Here is a 17,500-nt window from a genome sequence, read left to right on the forward strand (position 1 = left end):
GCGGTGTGGACGGCCCGGTCCCGTGGTCCCGCGCCGCCCACCGCCTTCTGAGGGAAGTCGTGGTCAGCCCGCGATGCCGTCCAGGTCAGTGTCGGGGATCCAGGAGCCGTGGATCCCGGCGGGCACCCGTCGGGGCAGGTGGACGGTGGCGACCTGGTCGAGGCCGGAGGCGTCGAGGACCAGCAGCTGCGAGGCGTCCTGCTTGAGGTCGGAGACGACGGTCAGGAGGTAGCCGTCGTCCTCGCGGGTGGCACCGGCGGCCGGGACGAACACGGCCTCGCTGGGCAGCCGTGCGTCGCCGGCCTGGTGGATGCGGCGGGCACCGGTGGTGCGGTCGTACTTGACGATGCCGTAGCCGCCGAAGCCCTTCTCGTCGGGGAAGGAGATGGCGTACTGGTAGCGGTTCTCGGCGCCCAGGTAGTCCTCGTTGAGGGTCGGGAACTCCACCGCGAGATCGTCGATGATCTGCTCGTCGACGGTACCGGCGGCCATGTCGATGACCCAGCGGCGGGTGTAGGAGCGGGCGTTGGGCTCGGCGCCGCGCCCGGGGGCACCCACCCACCAGTTCCAGGAGAGGTGGAAGCCTTCACGGTCCACGGTGGGGCCTTCCAGGACGATGCGGCCCTGGCCGTCCTCGTAGGCGTTGGAGACGTGCAGCATGTTGCCCGGCTCGATGGAGAACCAGCGGATGTGCCGGGTGCCGTCGGCTCCTCGCGGCATGATGCCGATCCGGGAGAGCTGATGGTCGCTCCAGCCGTAGGGGATGCCGGAGTGCTCGTTGGGGTCGAAGGTGACGTTGCCCTCGATGAAGACCACGTGGTGGCGGGTGATGGCGAAATCGTGCTTGAGGGAGGCGGTCGCTCCCGGGATCTCGGCGCTGTGGACGATCTCGCCCTTGGCGTCGGCGACGTGGTACATCAGGAAGGGCGGGAAGGGCGAGGAGCCGAAGAAGTGGAGTTCGCCTGTAGCCGGGTCCTCCTTGGGGTGCGCGGTCATGGCGGAGCGCAGCTTGCCGTTGAAGTCATGGGCGCCGACGGTGTCCAGCTCCGGGGTGAGCTCGAAGGGGAAGTTCGCTTCGCACAGCGCGAGCAGCCGTCCGGCGTGCTCGATGATGTGGGTGCCGGCGGTGCTGGCCGTCAGGTCCGGGCCCTTCTCGGTCATGTAGGGGGCGCCGTCCAGGGCGGGGGTGTGCACCCAGCGGTTGCGGTACCACTCGGCGCGGCCCTCGCGGAGACGGATGCCGTGGACCATGCCGCTGCCCTTGAACCAGTGCGTCGGGGTGACGCCGGGCTTGGGGTTGTGGCCGTTGCGGAGCAGTCGGCCGGTCAGCTCGGGGGGCAGGGTGCCCTCGACGGTGAGTTCGGTGGCGGTGATCTCATCGGCGACGGGGGTGTAGTGGCCGGTCAGGTACGGCTTCTTCTCAACGATCATTGCAAGAACCTCGTTGTTTGATAGATGTGATGCGATGTCAGGCAGGCTGTTCGGCACGGGCCTTGAGGTGAGCGAGCCAGCCCTCCAGGGAGTCCTGGAGAGCCTTGCCCAGATGGTCGACCGCGGCCTCGACCGGCGCGCCACTCCAGGACTCCTCGGTGCGGACGACGACACGATCGCCGTTCCGCTCGAAGGTCCATACGTGAATCCCGGTGATGCCGTCGACGTCTCCGCCCCACACGATCCGCTCGCCGGGGACCAGTTCGTACACGGTGGAGGTGATGTCCATGCCGTGGGTCCGCCAGCTGAAGGAGGCACCGGGCAGCAGCGGGCCGTCGAGCTCAGCCTGGTCGATGTCCGTGTTCCAGGTGGGCCAGGCCGCGATGTCCGTGTGCAGCTCCCACACCGTCGTCATCGGGGCGTCGATCACGGTGTCCAGGCGGACGATGACGGGAGCGGTCTCGTCGATGGTGGTCATGGCTGTGTCTCTTCTCTTGATGGGCAGCTGTCGCTGGTCCGGCCGACTCTTTGTTCAGCCGATTCAGCCGATTCAGGGATTCGGGTGGTTTGCAGGCCGGACGTCAGGCGGGGGGAGCCGGTCGCCCTTCGCGGGCCGGTCCGGCGGGCGAGGAACATCGCGAGGAATGCGGTGGCGGCCAGGACCGCGGCCGAGACCGTGAAGGCGACGCGGTAGCCCGCGGTGAGCGCCTCCAGGTGCGGCTGGTGGCCCTCGGCGTGCGTGGTGACGGAGCCGGCGAGCGTGGCCAGGGCGGCGAGGCCGATCGCACCTCCGACCTGGCGAGTGGTGTTCACCAGGCCACCGGCCAGCCCCGCGTCCTGCGGCGGGACACCATCCACGGCGAGTGCGGTGAGCTGGACGAAGGCGACGCTCAGGCCGAGCCCGACCAGGATGCTCGGACCGAGGATGTCCGCGAGATAGCTCCCGTCGGCGCTGATCCGCGACAGCCACAGCAGTCCGCCGGCCTCGGTGAACAGGGCCGCGGTCACCGTCGTGGTGGCGCCGATGCGCCGGGCAATGCGGGGCGCCAACGCCGCGCCGAGCATATTGGCCCCGGCGAGCGGGAGTTGGCCCACTCCGGTGGCCAGTGGATCCGACCCGAGGACCTGTTGCTGGCAGAGCGGCAGAAAGAAGAACAGCGCGATCCACACCGACCCCAGCAGTGCCATCAGCAGGTTGCCCGTGGCGACCCGGCCGGTGGTGAACAGGCGCGGCGGCATCAGCGCGTTCGGCCGACGACGCTCGATCGCGGCGAAGGCCGCGAGCAGCACGGCGGCGCCGACGAGCGCGCCCAGCACCCGGGCGTCCGTCCAGCCGGTGCCGCGTGCGGTGGTCAGGCCCCAGACCAGGCAGGTCAGGGCGAGGGTCACGGTGACGGTGCCCAGCAGGTCGAACCGCCCGGACTTCTGGCCGACCTCCCGTGGGACGAGCGCCGCTACGGCCACCAGGACCAGTGCCGCGCCGAGCGCCACGGAGTGGAAGATCCAGGGCCAGCCCCACGCCTGGGTCAGCACACCACCCAGCAGGACACCGCCCGCCCCTCCCGCGCCGGAGACCGCGCCCCACACCCCCAGTGCCCTGCCCAGCCCGGGGCCGGACGGGAACAGACCCATCGCCAGGGCGAGCGCGGCCGGGGCGATGGCGGCGGCCGCCACGCCTTGAACGGCACGGGCGGCGATCAGCACACTGGAGGAGGCGGCCAGTCCTGCTGCCAGCGAGGAACCCGCGAACAGCGCAAGGCCGGCGATCAGCACCCGACGGCGGCCGAGGAGATCGGCCGCCCGCCCTCCCGCCAGGAGCAACGCCCCGAACGCCAGGCCGTAGGCGTTGACCACCCAGGTGGTTCCCGTGTCCGACAGGCCCACCCCGGCGCGGATCTGCGGAAGGGCGACGTTGACGATCGACGTGGCGAGCATGACCGTGAACTGAGCCGCGGCCAGGGCCGCGAGCGCGACTCCCGGCCGGGGAGCTCGGGCTGCTGCCGGCCCCGTCTGCTGACGTGCGACGTTCATGCCGCACAGACTCGTGTCGGACGGTGTCCACTTTCCAGACCGGTCAGGGGTGGAAACTGTCCACTCCTGTCCACGCCTGTCCACGTGGAGCCGGAGCCGGAGCCGTGTTACGCCCGTGCAGCCGGCACCGTCGCTTCCTACCGTGTGCCGTGCAACTCCTGCTGCCACAGGTCCTCGCACAGCAGGTCCAGACCCTGGCGCAGATGGCGCCGGTAAGTGCCGTACGGAAGGCTGAGGCGGCGGGCGGCGGCCTCCTGCGTGGGCGCACCGGAGAAGTAACTCGCCGTCAGGGCGTCCCGGGCGCGCACTCCGCGCGGGTCACGGGCGAGGTCGTCAACAGCCTGGCGCAGCAGGGCGCGCAGCTGCTCGGCAGGATCGGTGAGGTCGGCCGCCAAGCGGACGCGCATCAGGGCGCAGGCCGCGAAGGTGGCCGGGTCGCGCCAGTGCGCCAGGGCTTCGCGCACCGCCTGGCCGAACTCGGCGCGCGAGACGGCTGACGGCCCGGGCTCGGCAGGGGCGTCGGGCGCCGATATGAAGCGGCCGAGCCAGGTCTCGACAGGCACCTGACGCCAGTCGACACCGAACAACCCGTAGGTGTACGCACCGACCCGCGGTCGCGCGCCGGTGTCAGTCAGGGTGCCCTTGACACGCTCGGCCCAGGTCTCGGCGTCCCGGTAGACGGCGAAGCCATAGGCGCGGCCGTGGGCACGGGCGGCCTCGGCCTGGGCACGGGAACTGCTCAGGTCGATGACGCGTGAGGGAACCTGGTACCGCTCGGGGTAGATCGAGAAGCGGCTTATGCCGATTTCCTCGCCGGGGCCCACCGGTGCGGTGGCGTTGGTGTACTCCCACGCCGCGGCGACGACGGGATCGGTGGCCAGGTCCCGGGGGTCGGGAGGAGCCGGCAGGGCGAGCCGGGCCGTGAACGCCACCGTCTCGCCCGTGCTCACCAGACGGTAGACGCTGAAGGCCTGCGGCTGGCACCGCACCCAGTAGCGGACCAGATCCGCGGAGGCGGACCCTTCACTCTCCTCTGCCATGCGCAGCACGACGTCGATGTCGTCCGGATGCAGGGGGCAGTCGTGCACCTCGTCCTCGCGGGACCAGGTGCGCATTCGGGCCAGGGTCTTCCCCTCGCGGAAGAGGTAGAAGAGCTCGTCCGTGACCGTCCACACCCGTTCCTCGGGCGCCTCGCGCAGCAGACGCAGGTACTCCTCCGCCAGCCGCTGGCGCATCGCCACGAAGGCGTTGGGGGCCCGCCAGCGCAGATCGGCGGCCAGCGTCTCGCGTGCGGCGTCGTGCGGGTAGAGCCCCCGGGAGGTGGTCTCCATGAACGGCAAGTCCCTCAGCCAGGCGAACAGCACATGGGCGTCCTCCTCGGGCAGGACCGCGTGGAGCAGTTCCTCGGACGTCGCATGCGCCTGTGCGGCCACCTCCAGAGCGCGACGGTGGGCCGCCGTCGGCACCTCCCCGATCAACCCCGCCAGCAGGGTTCGCAGCACGTCGGCCGAAGGCGTCCACATCTCCTCGCTGCTCCACCCCGTCGGCCCCGCGGCCGCCGCCAGGGACAGCGCCAGCGGATTGCCTCCGGCGAAGCGGAGCACCCGCTCCCGCCACTCGGGCCGCAGCCGCGCCGCGGCCAGCAGACTACGGGACTGCTCCTCGGAGAACGGCTCCAGTTCACGAACGTGCAGGAGCCCGGCCCAGGCGGGATCAGCGGTCCACTGCGCCTGCGGAGCGAGACGGCCCGCCAGAACGGCCAGGGCGCCGTCCGCGGCCCGGGGCAGGAACCGCTGCCACAGCCAGCTCTCCAGCCACTGGCAATGCTCGAAGGAGTCCACGAACAGGACCGCGCCGGCAACGTCCAGGAAAGGCCCCGCCGCACGCTCGAATTCGGCCGGGTCCCGGCTGACGAAACGGCCGTCCAGTTCGATGAGCAGCCGGCCCGTCGCCCGGGCCTGGTCCGCCAGAGACCGCAGCAGCGTCGACTTCCCGATGCCGCCCGGCCCGTACAGGTAGAACGCGAACGGCGCCTGCGGATCTGCGTCCATAGCCTGCTCGAAGCGGCCGAGTTCCTCCTCCCGGCCGATGAAGGCCCGCTCCCGCGCTCTGCTCAGTCTCTCTCCCACGGACACCATGCCCGCTCCCCTCCACGTCCCGGCAGGGGCCGACCATGCCCGGACGCCCCCTCCGAGCCACGCGGCGACAGGCACCCGAGCCCGGCCCTCGGCGGAGTGCCGGTCTGCTTTCACCGCCCTGCTCGAACCGAACGGTAGCCGAACACACCACCCATTGACTCGAGGGAAACAACTGGAGTATCAGACGTCCTCAGGCGAGACCGCACACCGGGTGGGACGCCGGATCGGCCGGTGTGGGGGCCGTCTCACGTCCTCTCACGAGTCCGGCGCCCGCCTTGTTATGAGCTCAGCCAAGGCCGAGACCGTTGAGTACGCCCTGGAGATATCCGATTGCGTGGGCCCTGCCTCTGCTGCAATAGGCGTCGGACGAGATGTCCTGCCATGTGTCGGCGTCGCCGATCATTGCGGGCACATGGTCGTCGATGAGGAATCCGTCGAACCCGACGTCGTGGAGCCGGCGAATGATGCGCGCCGGATCATAGTTCCCTTCACCGAGGAAGCATTCGGTGAAGCGCGGGACAGTGCCCTGCACATCGCGAAAGTGAACGTAGAAGATGGCACGCTCGGCACCGAGGGTGTCGATCACCTCATTGACGCTCTGCTCACCGGCCATTGACGAGACGGTGCCGAGGCAGAAGTTCAGGCCCCAGGACGGGCTTGACCGCGCCTGTTTCCGCGCAGCGACCAGCGCGGCCGGAGAGGTGAAAATCCGAGCTGCCCCGCCGAGCGGCTCATCGATGGGCGGGTCGTCAGGGTGCAGGGCCAGCCGCACTCCGACCTCTTCGGCGACCGGGAGCACCGCATCCAGGAAATACTGGTGGTTGTCCCACATCTGTTCCGCCGCCAGCGGCTCGGTGAGCGGCTCGCTCGGCGTCAGCCGGTAGCCCGACAGGGCGTTGCCCTTGTGGATATCGGCGAGGTCAAAGGACGTCACTTTCGCGCCGCCGCGGCCCGGCTCGGCCATGGAAGTGCGCCATACGAACGTGGCAAGCCAGTTGTACCCCAGCAGGTCGATGCCGACCGCGGCCATATTCCGAATCGTTCGGCAGTAGTTCTCGATCTGCTCATCGCGCCCGGGGGCGCCGCGCTGGATCTTCCAGAAGTGCGCCAACGGGACGTTTTCCAGTCCGTCGATGGCGAGGCCGTCGGCCTCGCACCGCTCCCGCAGCGCGCGAAGCTCGGGCAGACTCCAGTATCCCTCTTCGCCGGGCAGCAGATTCGGGGTATGAAGCTGGACGCCGGTAAGCCCCAGCTGGTGTGCGAATGTGGCGACGTGCCCGTCGTACTCGTCCACATGCCCGAGAGAGATTCTGATGCTCATCCCCTGACCACCTTCTGACGCTGTCCGCCGAGTCCGTCGATCTCGAGCTCCATGACGTCGCCCTCGGCGAGGTAGGGGAACCGCCCGGAAACGGCCACACCCTCAGGGGTGCCTGTGTTGATGAGATCTCCGGGTTCCAGGACGGTGACCTGGCTGAGTTCATGGATCAGCGTGGCGACGCTGAAGATCATGTCCTTGGTCGAGGAATCCTGCCGTGGTTCCGCGTTGACCCAGGAGCGCAAGCGGAGGTTCTGCGGGTCCGCTATCTCGTCCGGCGTGACCAGCCAAGGTCCGAGGGGATTGAACGTCTCACAGCTCTTTCCCTTGGACCACTGGCCACCGCTGACGTCAAGTTGCAGCGCCCGCTCGGAGACGTCGTTGCAGACCGTATACCCCGCCACATGGCCAAGCGCCTCGGCGGGCGACTCGACATAGCGCGCTCTACGGCCGATGACCACGGCGAGTTCGACTTCCCAGTCGGTCTTGGCCGAACCGCGCGGCAGCAGCACCTCGTCGTGGGGGCCGACGACGGTGTTCGGTGCCTTGTAGAACATGACGGGGTGCGCTGGTGGCGGCGATCCCGACTCGGCGGCGTGCGCCGCGTAGTTCATGCCGATGCACAGGACCACGCCGGGACGGGCGATCGGCGGTCCGATCCGGAGACCCGCGATATCGATGCCGGGGAGCCGGCCGGTTGCGACCGCTTCTTCCACCAGCAGGGGACCGCCAGTGCTGAGGAACTCGCCGTCGATGTCCGTGGTGAGACCGCGCAGGTCGAGGTGGCGTCCGTCTTGGGTGAGTGCGACGGGGATTTCAGCCCCCGGCTCACCGACGCGCATATATTTCATAGAGGCAGTTCCTTGTTGCCGTAGGGGTGGTCAGGCGGCGACCAGGCCGCCGTCTATGACCAGTGCGGTACCTGTGATGAAGGCCGCCTCATCGGAGGCGAGGTACAGTGCCGCAGCGGCGATTTCGCCCGGTTCGCCGAGCCTGCCCATAGGCTGGCGGTTGGTCAGACTCGTCCGTGCCTGTACCGGGTCGTCAGCGGCGGCGAGGAGCCGGCCGACCCAGGGGGAGTCCACCGTGCCCGGGCAGACGCAGTTGCAGCGCACTCCTGTGCCGGCGTACTGCACGGCGACCTGCCGGGTGAAGGCGATCACCGCGCCCTTGCTCGCACAATAGGCAGCACGGTCCATGAGCCCCACCATGCCCGCGACAGACGCGGTGTTGACGATCGCGCCGCGTGCCTGTGCCAGCATGATCGGCAGCGCCTCGCGGGTGCCGAGGAAGACTCCCCGGGCATTCACCGCGAAGATCCGGTCCCACTCCTCGACCGTGCAGCCCATCGGGTCAGTGGTGGACGAGGCACCTGCGTTGTTGCACAGCACGTCCAGCCGTCCCGTCTCCTCGACCGTGCGCGTCACAGCGGCCGAGACCGAGGAGGAATCGGAGACGTCGACACGCAAGGCGACGGTGCCCTCCGGCACAGCGTCGGGCTGGAGGTCGGCGGCGTAGACGAGGGCGCCCTCCTCGCGGAACCGCCCCGCCATCTCGTACCCGATTCCTGAGGCCGCGCCGGTGACAAGCACGGTCTGCCCTTCGAATCTGTTCACTGCGGTGTCTCCCTCCCTGGCCTGCCGTTCGGCCATGGCCCCGCGAAGGTGGTGTGTTCGGTAGCTTCGAACTGCAATAGGCGGTTCCACTTCGCGGTGCGTTCGGACCGATGTGTGGAACCGACCTTGATCTGTCCAGCCCGCCAGCCGATGGCCAGGTCGGCCAGCCAGTCGTCCTCCGTCTCGCCTGAGCGCGCCGAGACGACCGTGCGGTACCCGGCGGACCGGGCAAGTTCCACAACCTGCCGAGCGCCGCTGACCAGGCCGTTCTGATTCACCTTGACCAGGACCGAGTTGGCGGCCCCGGAGCCGATACCGCGACGCAGCCGATCGGGCTGTGTCACGAACAAGTCGTCGCCCACGAGCTCAATGCGCTCTCCCAGCAGTTTCGTCGCTGTCTGCCAGCCCGCCCAGTCGTCCTCGGCGAGAAGGTCTTCCACCGAGACGACCGGGAACCGTTCACACCAGTCGGCGACTTCGGCCACGAACTCGTCCGCGGTGAGTTCGCGGTTCTCGCGGGCCAGGCAGTACCTGCCGTGCGAGAAGAACTGCGTAGCTGCGATGTCGATCGCTATCGAGACCTGTGCACCCGGTGTGAAACCGGCCGCTTCGATGGCATCGGTGAGCAGGTGGAGGGCGGAGCGGTTCGAGTCGAGAGCCAGGCCGAGGCCGCCCTCGTCGGCAACGAGTACCGCGTGCTCATGGCCACGGGCGAGCGCGAGGCGCGTCGCGGAGTGGCGGACCGCAGCCGACCACTCCAGGGCCTCGGCGAACGTGTGGGCTCCGACCGGGACGACGAGGAAGTCCTGGACATCCAGCATGCGTCCGGCATGCGCACCGCCGGACAGGATGTTGACCATCGGCATGGGGAGCAGGAGTGGGGAGTCCTCGCCGGTGAGCCAACGCGCCAGTGAGATCCCCTGAGTGGTGGCGGCGGCGCGGGCAGCGGCAAGCGAGACCGCCAGGACGGCGTTGGCCCCGATGGTGCGGAAGGACGGCGAGGGATCAAGCGTTGCCAGCACGCTGTCCGCATCGGCCGGGTCAGTCCCGATAAGGGAAGGGGCGATGGTCGAGGGGATGTTGGCGACGGCGCGCCGGACTCCGCAGCCGGCGAACCTGGCTTCGCCGTCGCGGAGTTCGATCGCCTCATGCGATCCGGTCGAGGCGCCCGACGGCGCCAGCGCCACCCCTTCGGTGCCGTCGGAGAGGACGACCCGTGCGGCGACCGTCGGTCTGCTGCGGGAGTCGAGCGCCTCCCAGGCATCCACTGAGGTGATCAACGCGCTGCCTCCGCTGTTCGGGCCCATGCCTCGGAGAGTGAGGGGTCATCGTCGGCGAGCAGGCCGAGCGCCAGGCGGCGTACGGCGTCGCGAGTGGCGGTGTCCAGATACCCCGCGGGCGACAGGCCGTCGACGCGTGCCAGCAGCAGGCAGGCGGTGTGCGCCCCGAGCCTCGCCACGGGCTCGGGGCACTCCTGCTCATAGGAGGCGAGGAACCGCTGGGCGGCGTCCGCCAGTTGGTCCTGGTGCTGGGGTATATGGAGCGCCTTGAGGATGAGGTGGCACTGGAGGAACGCCAGGTCGAGAACGGCGGCGCCGAAGTGGGCGACCTCGAAATCCAGCACCAACGGCCCGTTCGGCCCCACCAGCACGTTCTTCGGCGAGAAATCTCCGTGCACCAGGCAGTCGCGGCGGGTGACGAGCTCCTGCAAGCATGCGGTGATCCGTGCCGCGACGCCAGGGTGCTGGACCGCGACTCTGCGATGGAACGGAGTGAGGCGCAGCTGTTCCAGTGCCTCGTAGTCGTTGAAGCGGGCGGCGACATCGGCGTCGTGCCAGGTCCGGGAGTGCCAGGTGCCCAGCACCGCGCCCAGCTCGCTTGCCGTTTCGGGGATGAGGGCGGTCAGTTCCGACGGGGCGTCACCGAGTATCACGCTTTTCCACGTCGGCCAGTCGGCAGGGGCGGCCGTCATGACAAGGGTGTGGCGCAACGGGTCGGCGTGACACAGCGCAGGAGTGCGCTCGGGCGTGATCGAGTGGAGCAGTTCCAGCGCATTGGCCTCGGTCATCGCCCGCTCGGGCTTGGCTGTCCATTCCCCGGCGACGAGCAGGCGACCCAGCGCCCGCTTCACCACGAGCCGGGACGGAGCGGTCTCGACAAGAAACGTCTCGCCGGAGACGCCGCCCGTCAAAGCGGTGACCTGGGGTGGTGGAAGCTGGCCTTGTGAGCGGAGGTAGTCGATCAGCGTTTCGGTCACGGCCTGCCGCCCACTCATTCGGTGAAGTACTCGGGATGCTTGGCGAGTAGCACCGGCCCTTGTTCGAGCACCTGCCGGGCGTGGTGGCTGATGTGCTTGCGCCCGGCCCGGAGGTCGCCGGCCTCCAGCGCGTCGACGATCGCCGTGTGCTCGTCGATCAGCCGGCGCATGGTCGAGGTCTCGGGCAGACTCAGCCGGCGCAGGCGGTCGAGTTGCATCTTCATCCGCTGAACCGCCTGCCAGGCGCCCGGATACCCGGCGAGCGCGAAGATCCCCGCGTGCAGGGCTTCGTCGGCGGCGAAGAAGGAGTCGAAGTCGTTCTGCTCCCTGCTGCGCTCTTGGTCTTCCAGCAGCCGGCGGAGGGCCCGCACATCGCGTTCAGGCTTGCGGCATGCCGCCTCGAACGCGGAGAGTTCCAGGCTCTCCCGTACGAAGCGCGCCTCCTCGACATCGTGCAGGCTGATCAACTCGACGCGGGTACCGACCTGTGGCACCACGCAGACCAGTCCGTCGTTGACCAGACGCGCAATCGCCTCACGCAGGGGGGTGCGGCTGACGTGAAGCTGCTCGGCCAGCTCGGTTTCGGAAACCGTCGCTCCAGGGGCCAGTCGCAGCTCACGGATGGCGGCGACGAGCTCGCTGTGCACGCGGTCGGAGGTTCTCATGCGGGATTGGGCGCGGCCGCGCTCTCGCCCCACAGGGGCCAGTCCCGACACGGCCCGCGATCGCGTTTCGGTGAATTCCATTGCAGCATTCTTGCAGACTGGCGCTCTTGTATGCAAGTGTGCGGCTACTCGGCGGAGAGGAAGCAATGGTGTCCAGCGAAATGCCGGAGACAGCACAGCGAACAGCTCACCAGCCTGGCCGATCGTCCGCGATACTCTCGGCGACGGACATCTCGAAGCAGTTCGGCCACGTCACCGCGCTTCGCGGTGTCTCGCTCGAGGTGGCGCCGGGCGAGGTGGTCGCACTCATGGGTGACAACGGCGCCGGCAAGTCCACACTGGTGAAGATCCTTTCCGGGGTCCACCCGCCGGACCACGGTGAGCTGTGCGTCCGCGGCCAGCAGGTGCACTTCACCTCACCAGCCGAGGCGCGTGCCGCGGGGATCGAGACCGTCTACCAAGACCTGGCGCTGGCGGACGATCTGTCCGCGCCGGCGAACCTCTTCCTGGGCCGCGAGCACCACAAGCGGGGTCTGCTGGGGAAGTTGAAGGTCCTCGACAACAAGCGCATGCAGCGCGAGGCGGAAGAGCACCTCGCATCGCTGGGGGCGCGCGTGCCGGACTACCGGGCGTCGGTGCGGATGTTCTCCGGCGGGCAGCGGCAGAGCGTGGCGATCGCCCGCGCCAGCATCTGGGCCCGCGAACTGATCATCATGGATGAGCCGACCGCGGCGCTCGGCCTCGTGCAGACCGAGCAGGTCGCACAGCTGATCAAGCGCACCCGTGACCGGGGGGTCGCAGTGATCGTGATCAGCCACAGTGTGCCGTTCGTCTTCGATGTGGCCGACCGGATCGTGGTGCTGCGGCTCGGCGCCACCGTGGCGAACCTGTCCCCTTCAGAGGCAACGCACGACACGATCGTCGCGGCCATCACGGGCGCTTCGGCGACGGACGTTGCGTCTTCCACGGGAGGTGCCCGATGACGGAAGCCCTGACCGCGCCGCCCCAGGCTCCCGAGGGGAAGGCCACCGCCGACCGCGCTCGCCGGATCGCGACCACGGTGACCGGCAACTGGGTCTTCCTGGCCTTGATCGTGCTGATCGTGTACTTCTCCGTCACCGCCGGCGACAGGTTCCTCGACGTCAACAACTTCCGCAATGTCCTGTTCAATGCGTCCGGCACGATGCTGCTGGCCGTCGGTACGGCTTTCTTGATCATCGGAGGGCAGCTGGACCTGTCCATCGGTTCGGTCCTGGTGTTCAGCGAGGTCATCGGCGCCAAGGTCATCATCGCCATCAGCGGCTCCGCCGCACAGTCCTACCCGAACGCCACCGCCGCGATCGCACTGGGCATCGCTGTCAGCATCGGCGTCGGGGCAGCCTGGGGCCTGCTCAACGGCGTACTCGTCACCCGCCTGAAGATCCCTTCGTTCATCATCACGCTGGGCACCCTGGGGATGGCTCTGGGCCTGGCTCAAGTGATCACCAAAGGCACCGATGTCTCAGGGGTACCGCCGCAAATGATCACTGGCATCGGAGTCAGGAGCGTTCTCGGTCTGCCGCTTCCGGTCTGGATCGCCGCAGTTGTGGCAGTCGTCGCGGGCCTGGTCCTCGCCAGGACCGAGTTCGGCCGCTACACCTACGCGATCGGTTCGAACCCCGAAGCCGCGCGCCGTAGCGGCATCAAGGTCACCCGCCACGTCCTGGTGCTGTTCACCATGATGGGCGGCCTCGCCGGCCTGGCCGGCATCCTCGATGTCGCCAGGTATACGACGACGCAGGTCAGCGGGCACAGCAGCGACAACCTCGTCGCGATCGCCGCGGTGATCATCGGCGGTGCCAGTCTGTTCGGCGGACGGGGAACGATGTTCGGCGCCGCCATCGGCGTGCTCATTCCCGCAGTGCTCAACAACGGCCTTGTCATCATCGACGTCCAGCCGTTCTGGCAGACCGTCGCGATCGGGGCGATCCTCATCGTCGCCGTCGCGGCGGACAACATCAAGCGAAGTCACCGGATGCGGGCGTCGTGACGCATCCGCCCCTCGCCCCCCAGCCCGGCCCTATCCAGTAAGTGGAGTCCTCCATGCCACGTCACACCGCCATCACACTGGCCGCGCTGGGCACCGCGGCCGTACTCGCCGCCTCCGGCTGCTCAAGCAGCGCTTCCGGCTCGTCAGGTAAGACGGGCAAGCACTACACGGTGGCCTTCATTCCCGGCTGCACCTGCGACCCGTACTACTCCACCGAGACCGACGGCTTCCAGGCCGCGGCAAAGAGTGCTGGTGTCGACGCCATCGTTCAGGGGCCGGCCAACTTCCAGGCATCGGAGCAGATTCCGGTACTACAGGCGGTGGTCCAGAAGCGGCCCGACGCGATCGTCATCGACCCCACCGACGCCAAAGCACTGGCTGCCCCGATCGAGGCGGCCATCGCCCAGGGCATTCCGGTGATGACGACCGGAAACAACGTCAACACCGACAAGATCTTCACCGCCATCGCGGCCAGCTCGGTCAAGGGCGGCCAACTCGGCGCAGAGGAACTGATGCGGCAGAAGCCCAAGGGCGGGGAGGTGGTGTTCGTGCACATCAAACCAGGCATCAGCTCGATCGACGACCGCCAAACCGGCTTCAAGAAGGCGTTCAAGGGCAAGTCGAAGTACACGGTGCTCTCGAACCTGTACGCCGGGAACGACTCTGCCACCCAGGCGGCCGGCCTGGTGTCCGCCACCTTGTCGGCGCATCCGAGGCTGGCTGCCATCTTCGCCTCGAACGTGATCACCGCCGAAGGCGCCGCAAACGCGGTGAAGACCGCGGGCAAGGCAGGCAAGATCGCGGTGGTCGGCTATGACGCGGGCCCTCAGGAGGTCACCGAACTGAAGGCGGGGACACTGACCGCGCTCGTCTCCCAGAACCCCTACCAGATCGGGCAACTGGCGATAAAGAACACGGTCAAGTACCTCAACGGCGATAAGAACATCCCCAAGGACCAGCCGCGCGACCCGCTGGTGATCACGAAGGACAACCTGAACGCCCCCCGGTCGCAGAGGGCGCTGTACAAGTAATGTCCATCCTTCGCTGGTTCCGTGCCCGGAAGCAGCCCGGCGCGGAACGAGCGGAGCCGTACCGAAGGGTGTGAACGTGACCGAGTTCGACGGGAAGATCGCCCTGGTCACCGGCGGATTCAGTGGAATTGGGCGAGCGGCGGCCGAAGTGCTGGCCCGGCGTGGCGCGCGTGTCGTCGCCGCCGGACTGGAATCGGTCGGCGCAACACCCACGGCGCCGAAAGGGGTTGAGCAGGCCCAAGTCGATGTCACCGACGAGACGGCAGTTGCCGGACTCGTGGACCAGACGCTGGCCCGGCACGGCAGACTCGACATCCTGGTGGCCTCGGCGGGTATCCAGCGCTATGGGAACGCCACGCAGACCACCTCCGAGGGGTGGGACGAAGTCCTGGACGTGAATGTGAAGGGTGCGTTCCTGGTTGCCAAGCACGCGCTTCCGGCGTTGCGGTCCACCGGCTGCGGAGCGATCGTGTTCGTCTCTTCCGTCCAGGCATTCGTCACCCAGACCGGGGTCGCCGCTTACACCACGAGCAAGGGAGCCCTCAACGCGCTCACCCGGTCGATCGCCGTCGATGAGGCTGCCGTCGGCGTCAGAGCGAACGCCGTGTGCCCGGCCTCCGTCGATACCCCCATGTTGCGGTCCTCCGCACGGAAGTTCAGTGACGGCAGCGACAAATCGGCAGCCGCACTCGTCGAGTCCTGGGGACGCAGTCACCCCCTGGGCCGGGTCGCACGTCCTGACGAGGTCGCCGAGGCGATCGCCTTCCTCGCCAGTGACCGGGCCAGCTTCATCACCGGAGTTGCCCTGCCCGTCGACGGAGGGCTGCTCGCGCAGGCCGCGGTGGTGATCCCACAATGAGCAACGCACCATCATCTCAAGACTCCAGCACGCCCCTGCCCCCGTACCCCCGCTGGGCCGACCGTGGCGCGAAACCGCGTCGTGACCCGCGATGACCCCCGCTATCACCGTCGCCTTCCCGGGAACCGCGCGAGTCGGCGAAGGACCCTGCTTCGACAGTCGCTCCGGGCTGCTGCACTGGGTCGACATACTCTCCGGGCGGATCCACACCGGTGATCCCGGGACCGGGAAGGAGCGGCAGCCCGTCACCTTGCCGACGCTGATCGGTGCTGCTGTCCCGAAGGCCTCGCACGGCTTCGTCGCCGCTACAGCTGAAGGTTTCGCCGAAGTGCGCACCGATGGCACTTCCACGACGCTGCTGGCCGTTCTCCCGGGCGGCCAGCGGATGAACGACGCCAAGTGCGACCCGTCCGGACGGCTCTGGGCGGGTAGCACCGACATGGACTTCGCCCCCGGTCAGGGGGCGTTGCACGTGTTGTCCGCCGACTGGCAGAGCGAGCAGGTGCTCGATGGTCTCTGGCTGCCCAACGGGCTTGCCTGGAGTCCTGATTGCCGGACCTTCTACCTCATCGACACCATGGCTGGTGAGCTGAACGCGTTCGACGTCGTGCCAGGACAGCCGATTCCAGCGGGCCGCCGCCTGTTGATGACGTTCCCCACACAAGCCGGCCTGCCTGACGGAATGACCATCGACATACAGGGATGTCTCTGGGTGGCCATGTGGGCCGGCGACCGGCTGCTTCGCATCTCACCGGAAGGACGTGTCCTGTTGGAGGTTCCGATGCCCGTGCACCAGCCGTCCTCCTGCGCATTCGGCGGCCCCAATCTGGACGTGCTGTATGTGACATCGGCACGGGAAGGGCTCGATCTCGCCGAGAACGATCCCGCAGGCTCGGTGTTCGCGGTGCACGGCCTCGGCGTCAGGGGCCTGCCTGCTACGAGGTTCCGCGGATGACAGCCAACACCCCGCCGCTGGTCCTGCGCAGTGACCAGCTCACAGTGGGCGTGCTGCCCAGCAAGGGCGCCGACATCGCCTCGCTCATCGACACCGCCACCGGCATCGACGTCTTGTTCCGCTCCCCGTGGGGCCGTCGCGATCCGGCCCTCTTGCCCTCCACCAAGGACAGTCAACTCGACTGGCTCGCGCGATACCCGGGCGGCTGGCAGCAACTCGTCCCGAACGCCGGAGCCGCCCGCGTCGTCGACGGGGTGCTACGCGGCTACCACGGCGAGGCAGCAGTTGTCGGATGGGATGTCGAAACCGCCGACGAGAGCAGTGCATCACTCAGTGTCCAGCTGGTCACCGCTCCACTCACACTGACACGATGGTTGAGGGTGATGGGGCCTTCCCTGCTCGTCACCGACACCATCAGCAACGACTCCCCCGAGCCGGTCGACGTCATGTGGGTGCAACACCCGGCTTTCGGCGCACCGTTCATTGACGGACACAGCATACTGACCGCAGGAGCCCGCGGCGTCCTCAGCGATGCTCAAGCTCCGGGGAACGTCCTCCCTCCGGACACCGCAACACCCTTCCCCATCTCAGCCGGACTCGACGGGAACCCCATCAACCTGAGCCGGGTTCCGCCGCCGGGAAGCGAGCGTGCCGTCTTCGCGGCGCTGACCGACTTCGCATCAGGTTGGTTCGCCATCAACAGCCCCAGTGCCGGATTCGGCATCCGCATGGAATGGGATGCCCACCTCCTGCCGTACGCCTGGCTCTGGCAGGAGTGCCATGCGAGCACGGGGTTCCCATGGTTTCGTCGTGCCTATGTCGTCGCCGTGGAACCGGCCAATGTGCTGCCCGGAGAACCCTCCCGGACCCGCCCTGACCGCGGACGCGCTCCCACGCTTGCCGGAGGGGCGAGTTGGACGACCACGCTCACCATCACGCGGACGGAGCTGACACCGGATACCGCCTGCGCGCAATAGCCCACAGGTGGCCGCCTGACCGTGCACACGGCGCCCCGAGCGGCTGCCCCTCCAGCCGGTCAGACCGGCTGGAGCGTTCACGCCTACTGGATGGACAAGCCCGTTGACCATGACCCGCTGGTGATCGCGTAGCTCTTGCCGTTGAACCGCACACCGGACAGAGTGCCCTTGTATCCCCGCGAGACGCCTGGTT

16 protein-coding genes are annotated in these 17,500 nt (G+C 68.4%); 6 read left to right on the forward strand and 10 right to left on the reverse strand.

Annotated elements, in window-relative coordinates; all coding sequences use genetic code 11:
• Window positions 1-63 precede the first annotated feature (63 nt).
• The 10 genes from AC4BEG_RS00145 to AC4BEG_RS00190 form a co-directional block, all read right to left on the reverse strand.
• Window positions 64-1,431: a carotenoid oxygenase family protein gene (locus tag AC4BEG_RS00145; RefSeq protein WP_490703850.1), complete on the reverse strand. Its 1,368-nt coding sequence runs from the start codon at window positions 1,429-1,431 to the stop codon at window positions 64-66.
• Between the two features lie 37 nt (window positions 1,432-1,468).
• Window positions 1,469-1,909 carry an SRPBCC family protein gene (locus tag AC4BEG_RS00150; RefSeq protein WP_490703851.1) on the reverse strand — a complete coding sequence of 147 codons (441 nt, stop codon included), beginning with the start codon at window positions 1,907-1,909 and terminating at the stop codon, window positions 1,469-1,471.
• A complete protein-coding gene (locus tag AC4BEG_RS00155; RefSeq protein WP_490703852.1) occupies window positions 1,906-3,462 on the reverse strand; it encodes an MFS transporter in 1,557 nt (518 codons plus the stop codon). The genes AC4BEG_RS00150 and AC4BEG_RS00155 overlap by 4 nt, the downstream gene beginning before the upstream one ends.
• A 137-nt stretch (window positions 3,463-3,599) precedes the next feature.
• Window positions 3,600-5,600, reverse strand: coding sequence for an ATP-binding protein (locus tag AC4BEG_RS00160; protein ID WP_490703853.1), 2,001 nt, complete (start codon window positions 5,598-5,600; stop codon window positions 3,600-3,602).
• Between the two features lie 286 nt (window positions 5,601-5,886).
• Window positions 5,887-6,921 carry a mannonate dehydratase gene (locus AC4BEG_RS00165; protein WP_490703854.1) on the reverse strand — a complete coding sequence of 345 codons (1,035 nt, stop codon included), beginning with the start codon at window positions 6,919-6,921 and terminating at the stop codon, window positions 5,887-5,889.
• A complete protein-coding gene (locus tag AC4BEG_RS00170; protein WP_490703855.1) occupies window positions 6,918-7,769 on the reverse strand; it encodes a fumarylacetoacetate hydrolase family protein in 852 nt (283 codons plus the stop codon). The genes AC4BEG_RS00165 and AC4BEG_RS00170 overlap by 4 nt, the downstream gene beginning before the upstream one ends.
• A 30-nt stretch (window positions 7,770-7,799) precedes the next feature.
• Window positions 7,800-8,534: an SDR family NAD(P)-dependent oxidoreductase gene (locus AC4BEG_RS00175; protein WP_490703856.1), complete on the reverse strand. Its 735-nt coding sequence runs from the start codon at window positions 8,532-8,534 to the stop codon at window positions 7,800-7,802.
• Window positions 8,531-9,841, reverse strand: coding sequence for a phosphopyruvate hydratase (gene eno / locus AC4BEG_RS00180; protein WP_490703857.1), 1,311 nt, complete (start codon window positions 9,839-9,841; stop codon window positions 8,531-8,533). Before eno ends, AC4BEG_RS00175 begins: the two co-directional genes overlap by 4 nt.
• The gene (locus tag AC4BEG_RS00185) at window positions 9,811-10,791 is read right to left on the reverse strand and encodes a phosphotransferase family protein (protein ID WP_490703858.1); all 981 of its coding nucleotides are present in this window, start codon (window positions 10,789-10,791) and stop codon (window positions 9,811-9,813) included. Before AC4BEG_RS00185 ends, eno begins: the two co-directional genes overlap by 31 nt.
• 14 nt (window positions 10,792-10,805) lie before the next feature.
• The gene (locus AC4BEG_RS00190; protein ID WP_490703859.1) at window positions 10,806-11,537 is read right to left on the reverse strand and encodes a GntR family transcriptional regulator; all 732 of its coding nucleotides are present in this window, start codon (window positions 11,535-11,537) and stop codon (window positions 10,806-10,808) included.
• Between the two features lie 200 nt (window positions 11,538-11,737).
• Here AC4BEG_RS00190 and AC4BEG_RS00195 point away from each other — a divergent pair, with 200 nt between their 5' ends.
• From AC4BEG_RS00195 to AC4BEG_RS00220, 6 genes are all read left to right on the forward strand, one after another.
• A complete protein-coding gene (locus AC4BEG_RS00195; protein ID WP_490703860.1) occupies window positions 11,738-12,439 on the forward strand; it encodes an ATP-binding cassette domain-containing protein in 702 nt (233 codons plus the stop codon).
• The gene (locus tag AC4BEG_RS00200; protein ID WP_490703861.1) at window positions 12,436-13,485 is read left to right on the forward strand and encodes an ABC transporter permease; all 1,050 of its coding nucleotides are present in this window, start codon (window positions 12,436-12,438) and stop codon (window positions 13,483-13,485) included. Before AC4BEG_RS00195 ends, AC4BEG_RS00200 begins: the two co-directional genes overlap by 4 nt.
• A 170-nt stretch (window positions 13,486-13,655) precedes the next feature.
• Window positions 13,656-14,516, forward strand: coding sequence for a substrate-binding domain-containing protein (locus AC4BEG_RS00205; protein ID WP_490703862.1), 861 nt, complete (start codon window positions 13,656-13,658; stop codon window positions 14,514-14,516).
• A 76-nt stretch (window positions 14,517-14,592) separates the two neighbouring features.
• The gene (locus AC4BEG_RS00210; protein ID WP_490703863.1) at window positions 14,593-15,375 is read left to right on the forward strand and encodes an SDR family NAD(P)-dependent oxidoreductase; all 783 of its coding nucleotides are present in this window, start codon (window positions 14,593-14,595) and stop codon (window positions 15,373-15,375) included.
• Between the two features lie 91 nt (window positions 15,376-15,466).
• On the forward strand, window positions 15,467-16,330 hold the full coding sequence (locus AC4BEG_RS00215; RefSeq protein WP_490703864.1) for an SMP-30/gluconolactonase/LRE family protein: 864 nt from the start codon (window positions 15,467-15,469) through the stop codon (window positions 16,328-16,330).
• Window positions 16,327-17,307 carry a DUF4432 family protein gene (locus tag AC4BEG_RS00220; RefSeq protein WP_490703865.1) on the forward strand — a complete coding sequence of 327 codons (981 nt, stop codon included), beginning with the start codon at window positions 16,327-16,329 and terminating at the stop codon, window positions 17,305-17,307. Before AC4BEG_RS00215 ends, AC4BEG_RS00220 begins: the two co-directional genes overlap by 4 nt.
• Window positions 17,308-17,500: the final 193 nt, after the last annotated feature.

Source organism: Streptomyces sp. JLBJ103 (genome assembly GCF_058215575.1).

Excerpts from the sequence above, each read along its gene's own strand:
- AC4BEG_RS00200 (WP_490703861.1), top strand. The coding sequence starts at position 12,436 with ATGACGGAAGCCCTGACCGCGCCGCCCCAGGCTCCCGAGGGGAAGGCC.
- AC4BEG_RS00170 (WP_490703855.1), bottom strand. The coding sequence starts at position 7,769 with ATGAAATATATGCGCGTCGGTGAGCCGGGGGCTGAAATCCCCGTCGCA.
- AC4BEG_RS00145 (WP_490703850.1), bottom strand. The coding sequence starts at position 1,431 with ATGATCGTTGAGAAGAAGCCGTACCTGACCGGCCACTACACCCCCGTC.
- AC4BEG_RS00160 (WP_490703853.1), bottom strand. The coding sequence starts at position 5,600 with ATGGTGTCCGTGGGAGAGAGACTGAGCAGAGCGCGGGAGCGGGCCTTC.
- AC4BEG_RS00190 (WP_490703859.1), bottom strand. The coding sequence starts at position 11,537 with ATGGAATTCACCGAAACGCGATCGCGGGCCGTGTCGGGACTGGCCCCT.
- AC4BEG_RS00220 (WP_490703865.1), top strand. The coding sequence starts at position 16,327 with ATGACAGCCAACACCCCGCCGCTGGTCCTGCGCAGTGACCAGCTCACA.
- AC4BEG_RS00215 (WP_490703864.1), top strand. The coding sequence starts at position 15,467 with ATGACCCCCGCTATCACCGTCGCCTTCCCGGGAACCGCGCGAGTCGGC.
- AC4BEG_RS00150 (WP_490703851.1), bottom strand. The coding sequence starts at position 1,909 with ATGACCACCATCGACGAGACCGCTCCCGTCATCGTCCGCCTGGACACC.
- AC4BEG_RS00155 (WP_490703852.1), bottom strand. The coding sequence starts at position 3,462 with ATGAACGTCGCACGTCAGCAGACGGGGCCGGCAGCAGCCCGAGCTCCC.
- eno (WP_490703857.1), bottom strand. The coding sequence starts at position 9,841 with ATGGGCCCGAACAGCGGAGGCAGCGCGTTGATCACCTCAGTGGATGCC.
- AC4BEG_RS00165 (WP_490703854.1), bottom strand. The coding sequence starts at position 6,921 with ATGAGCATCAGAATCTCTCTCGGGCATGTGGACGAGTACGACGGGCAC.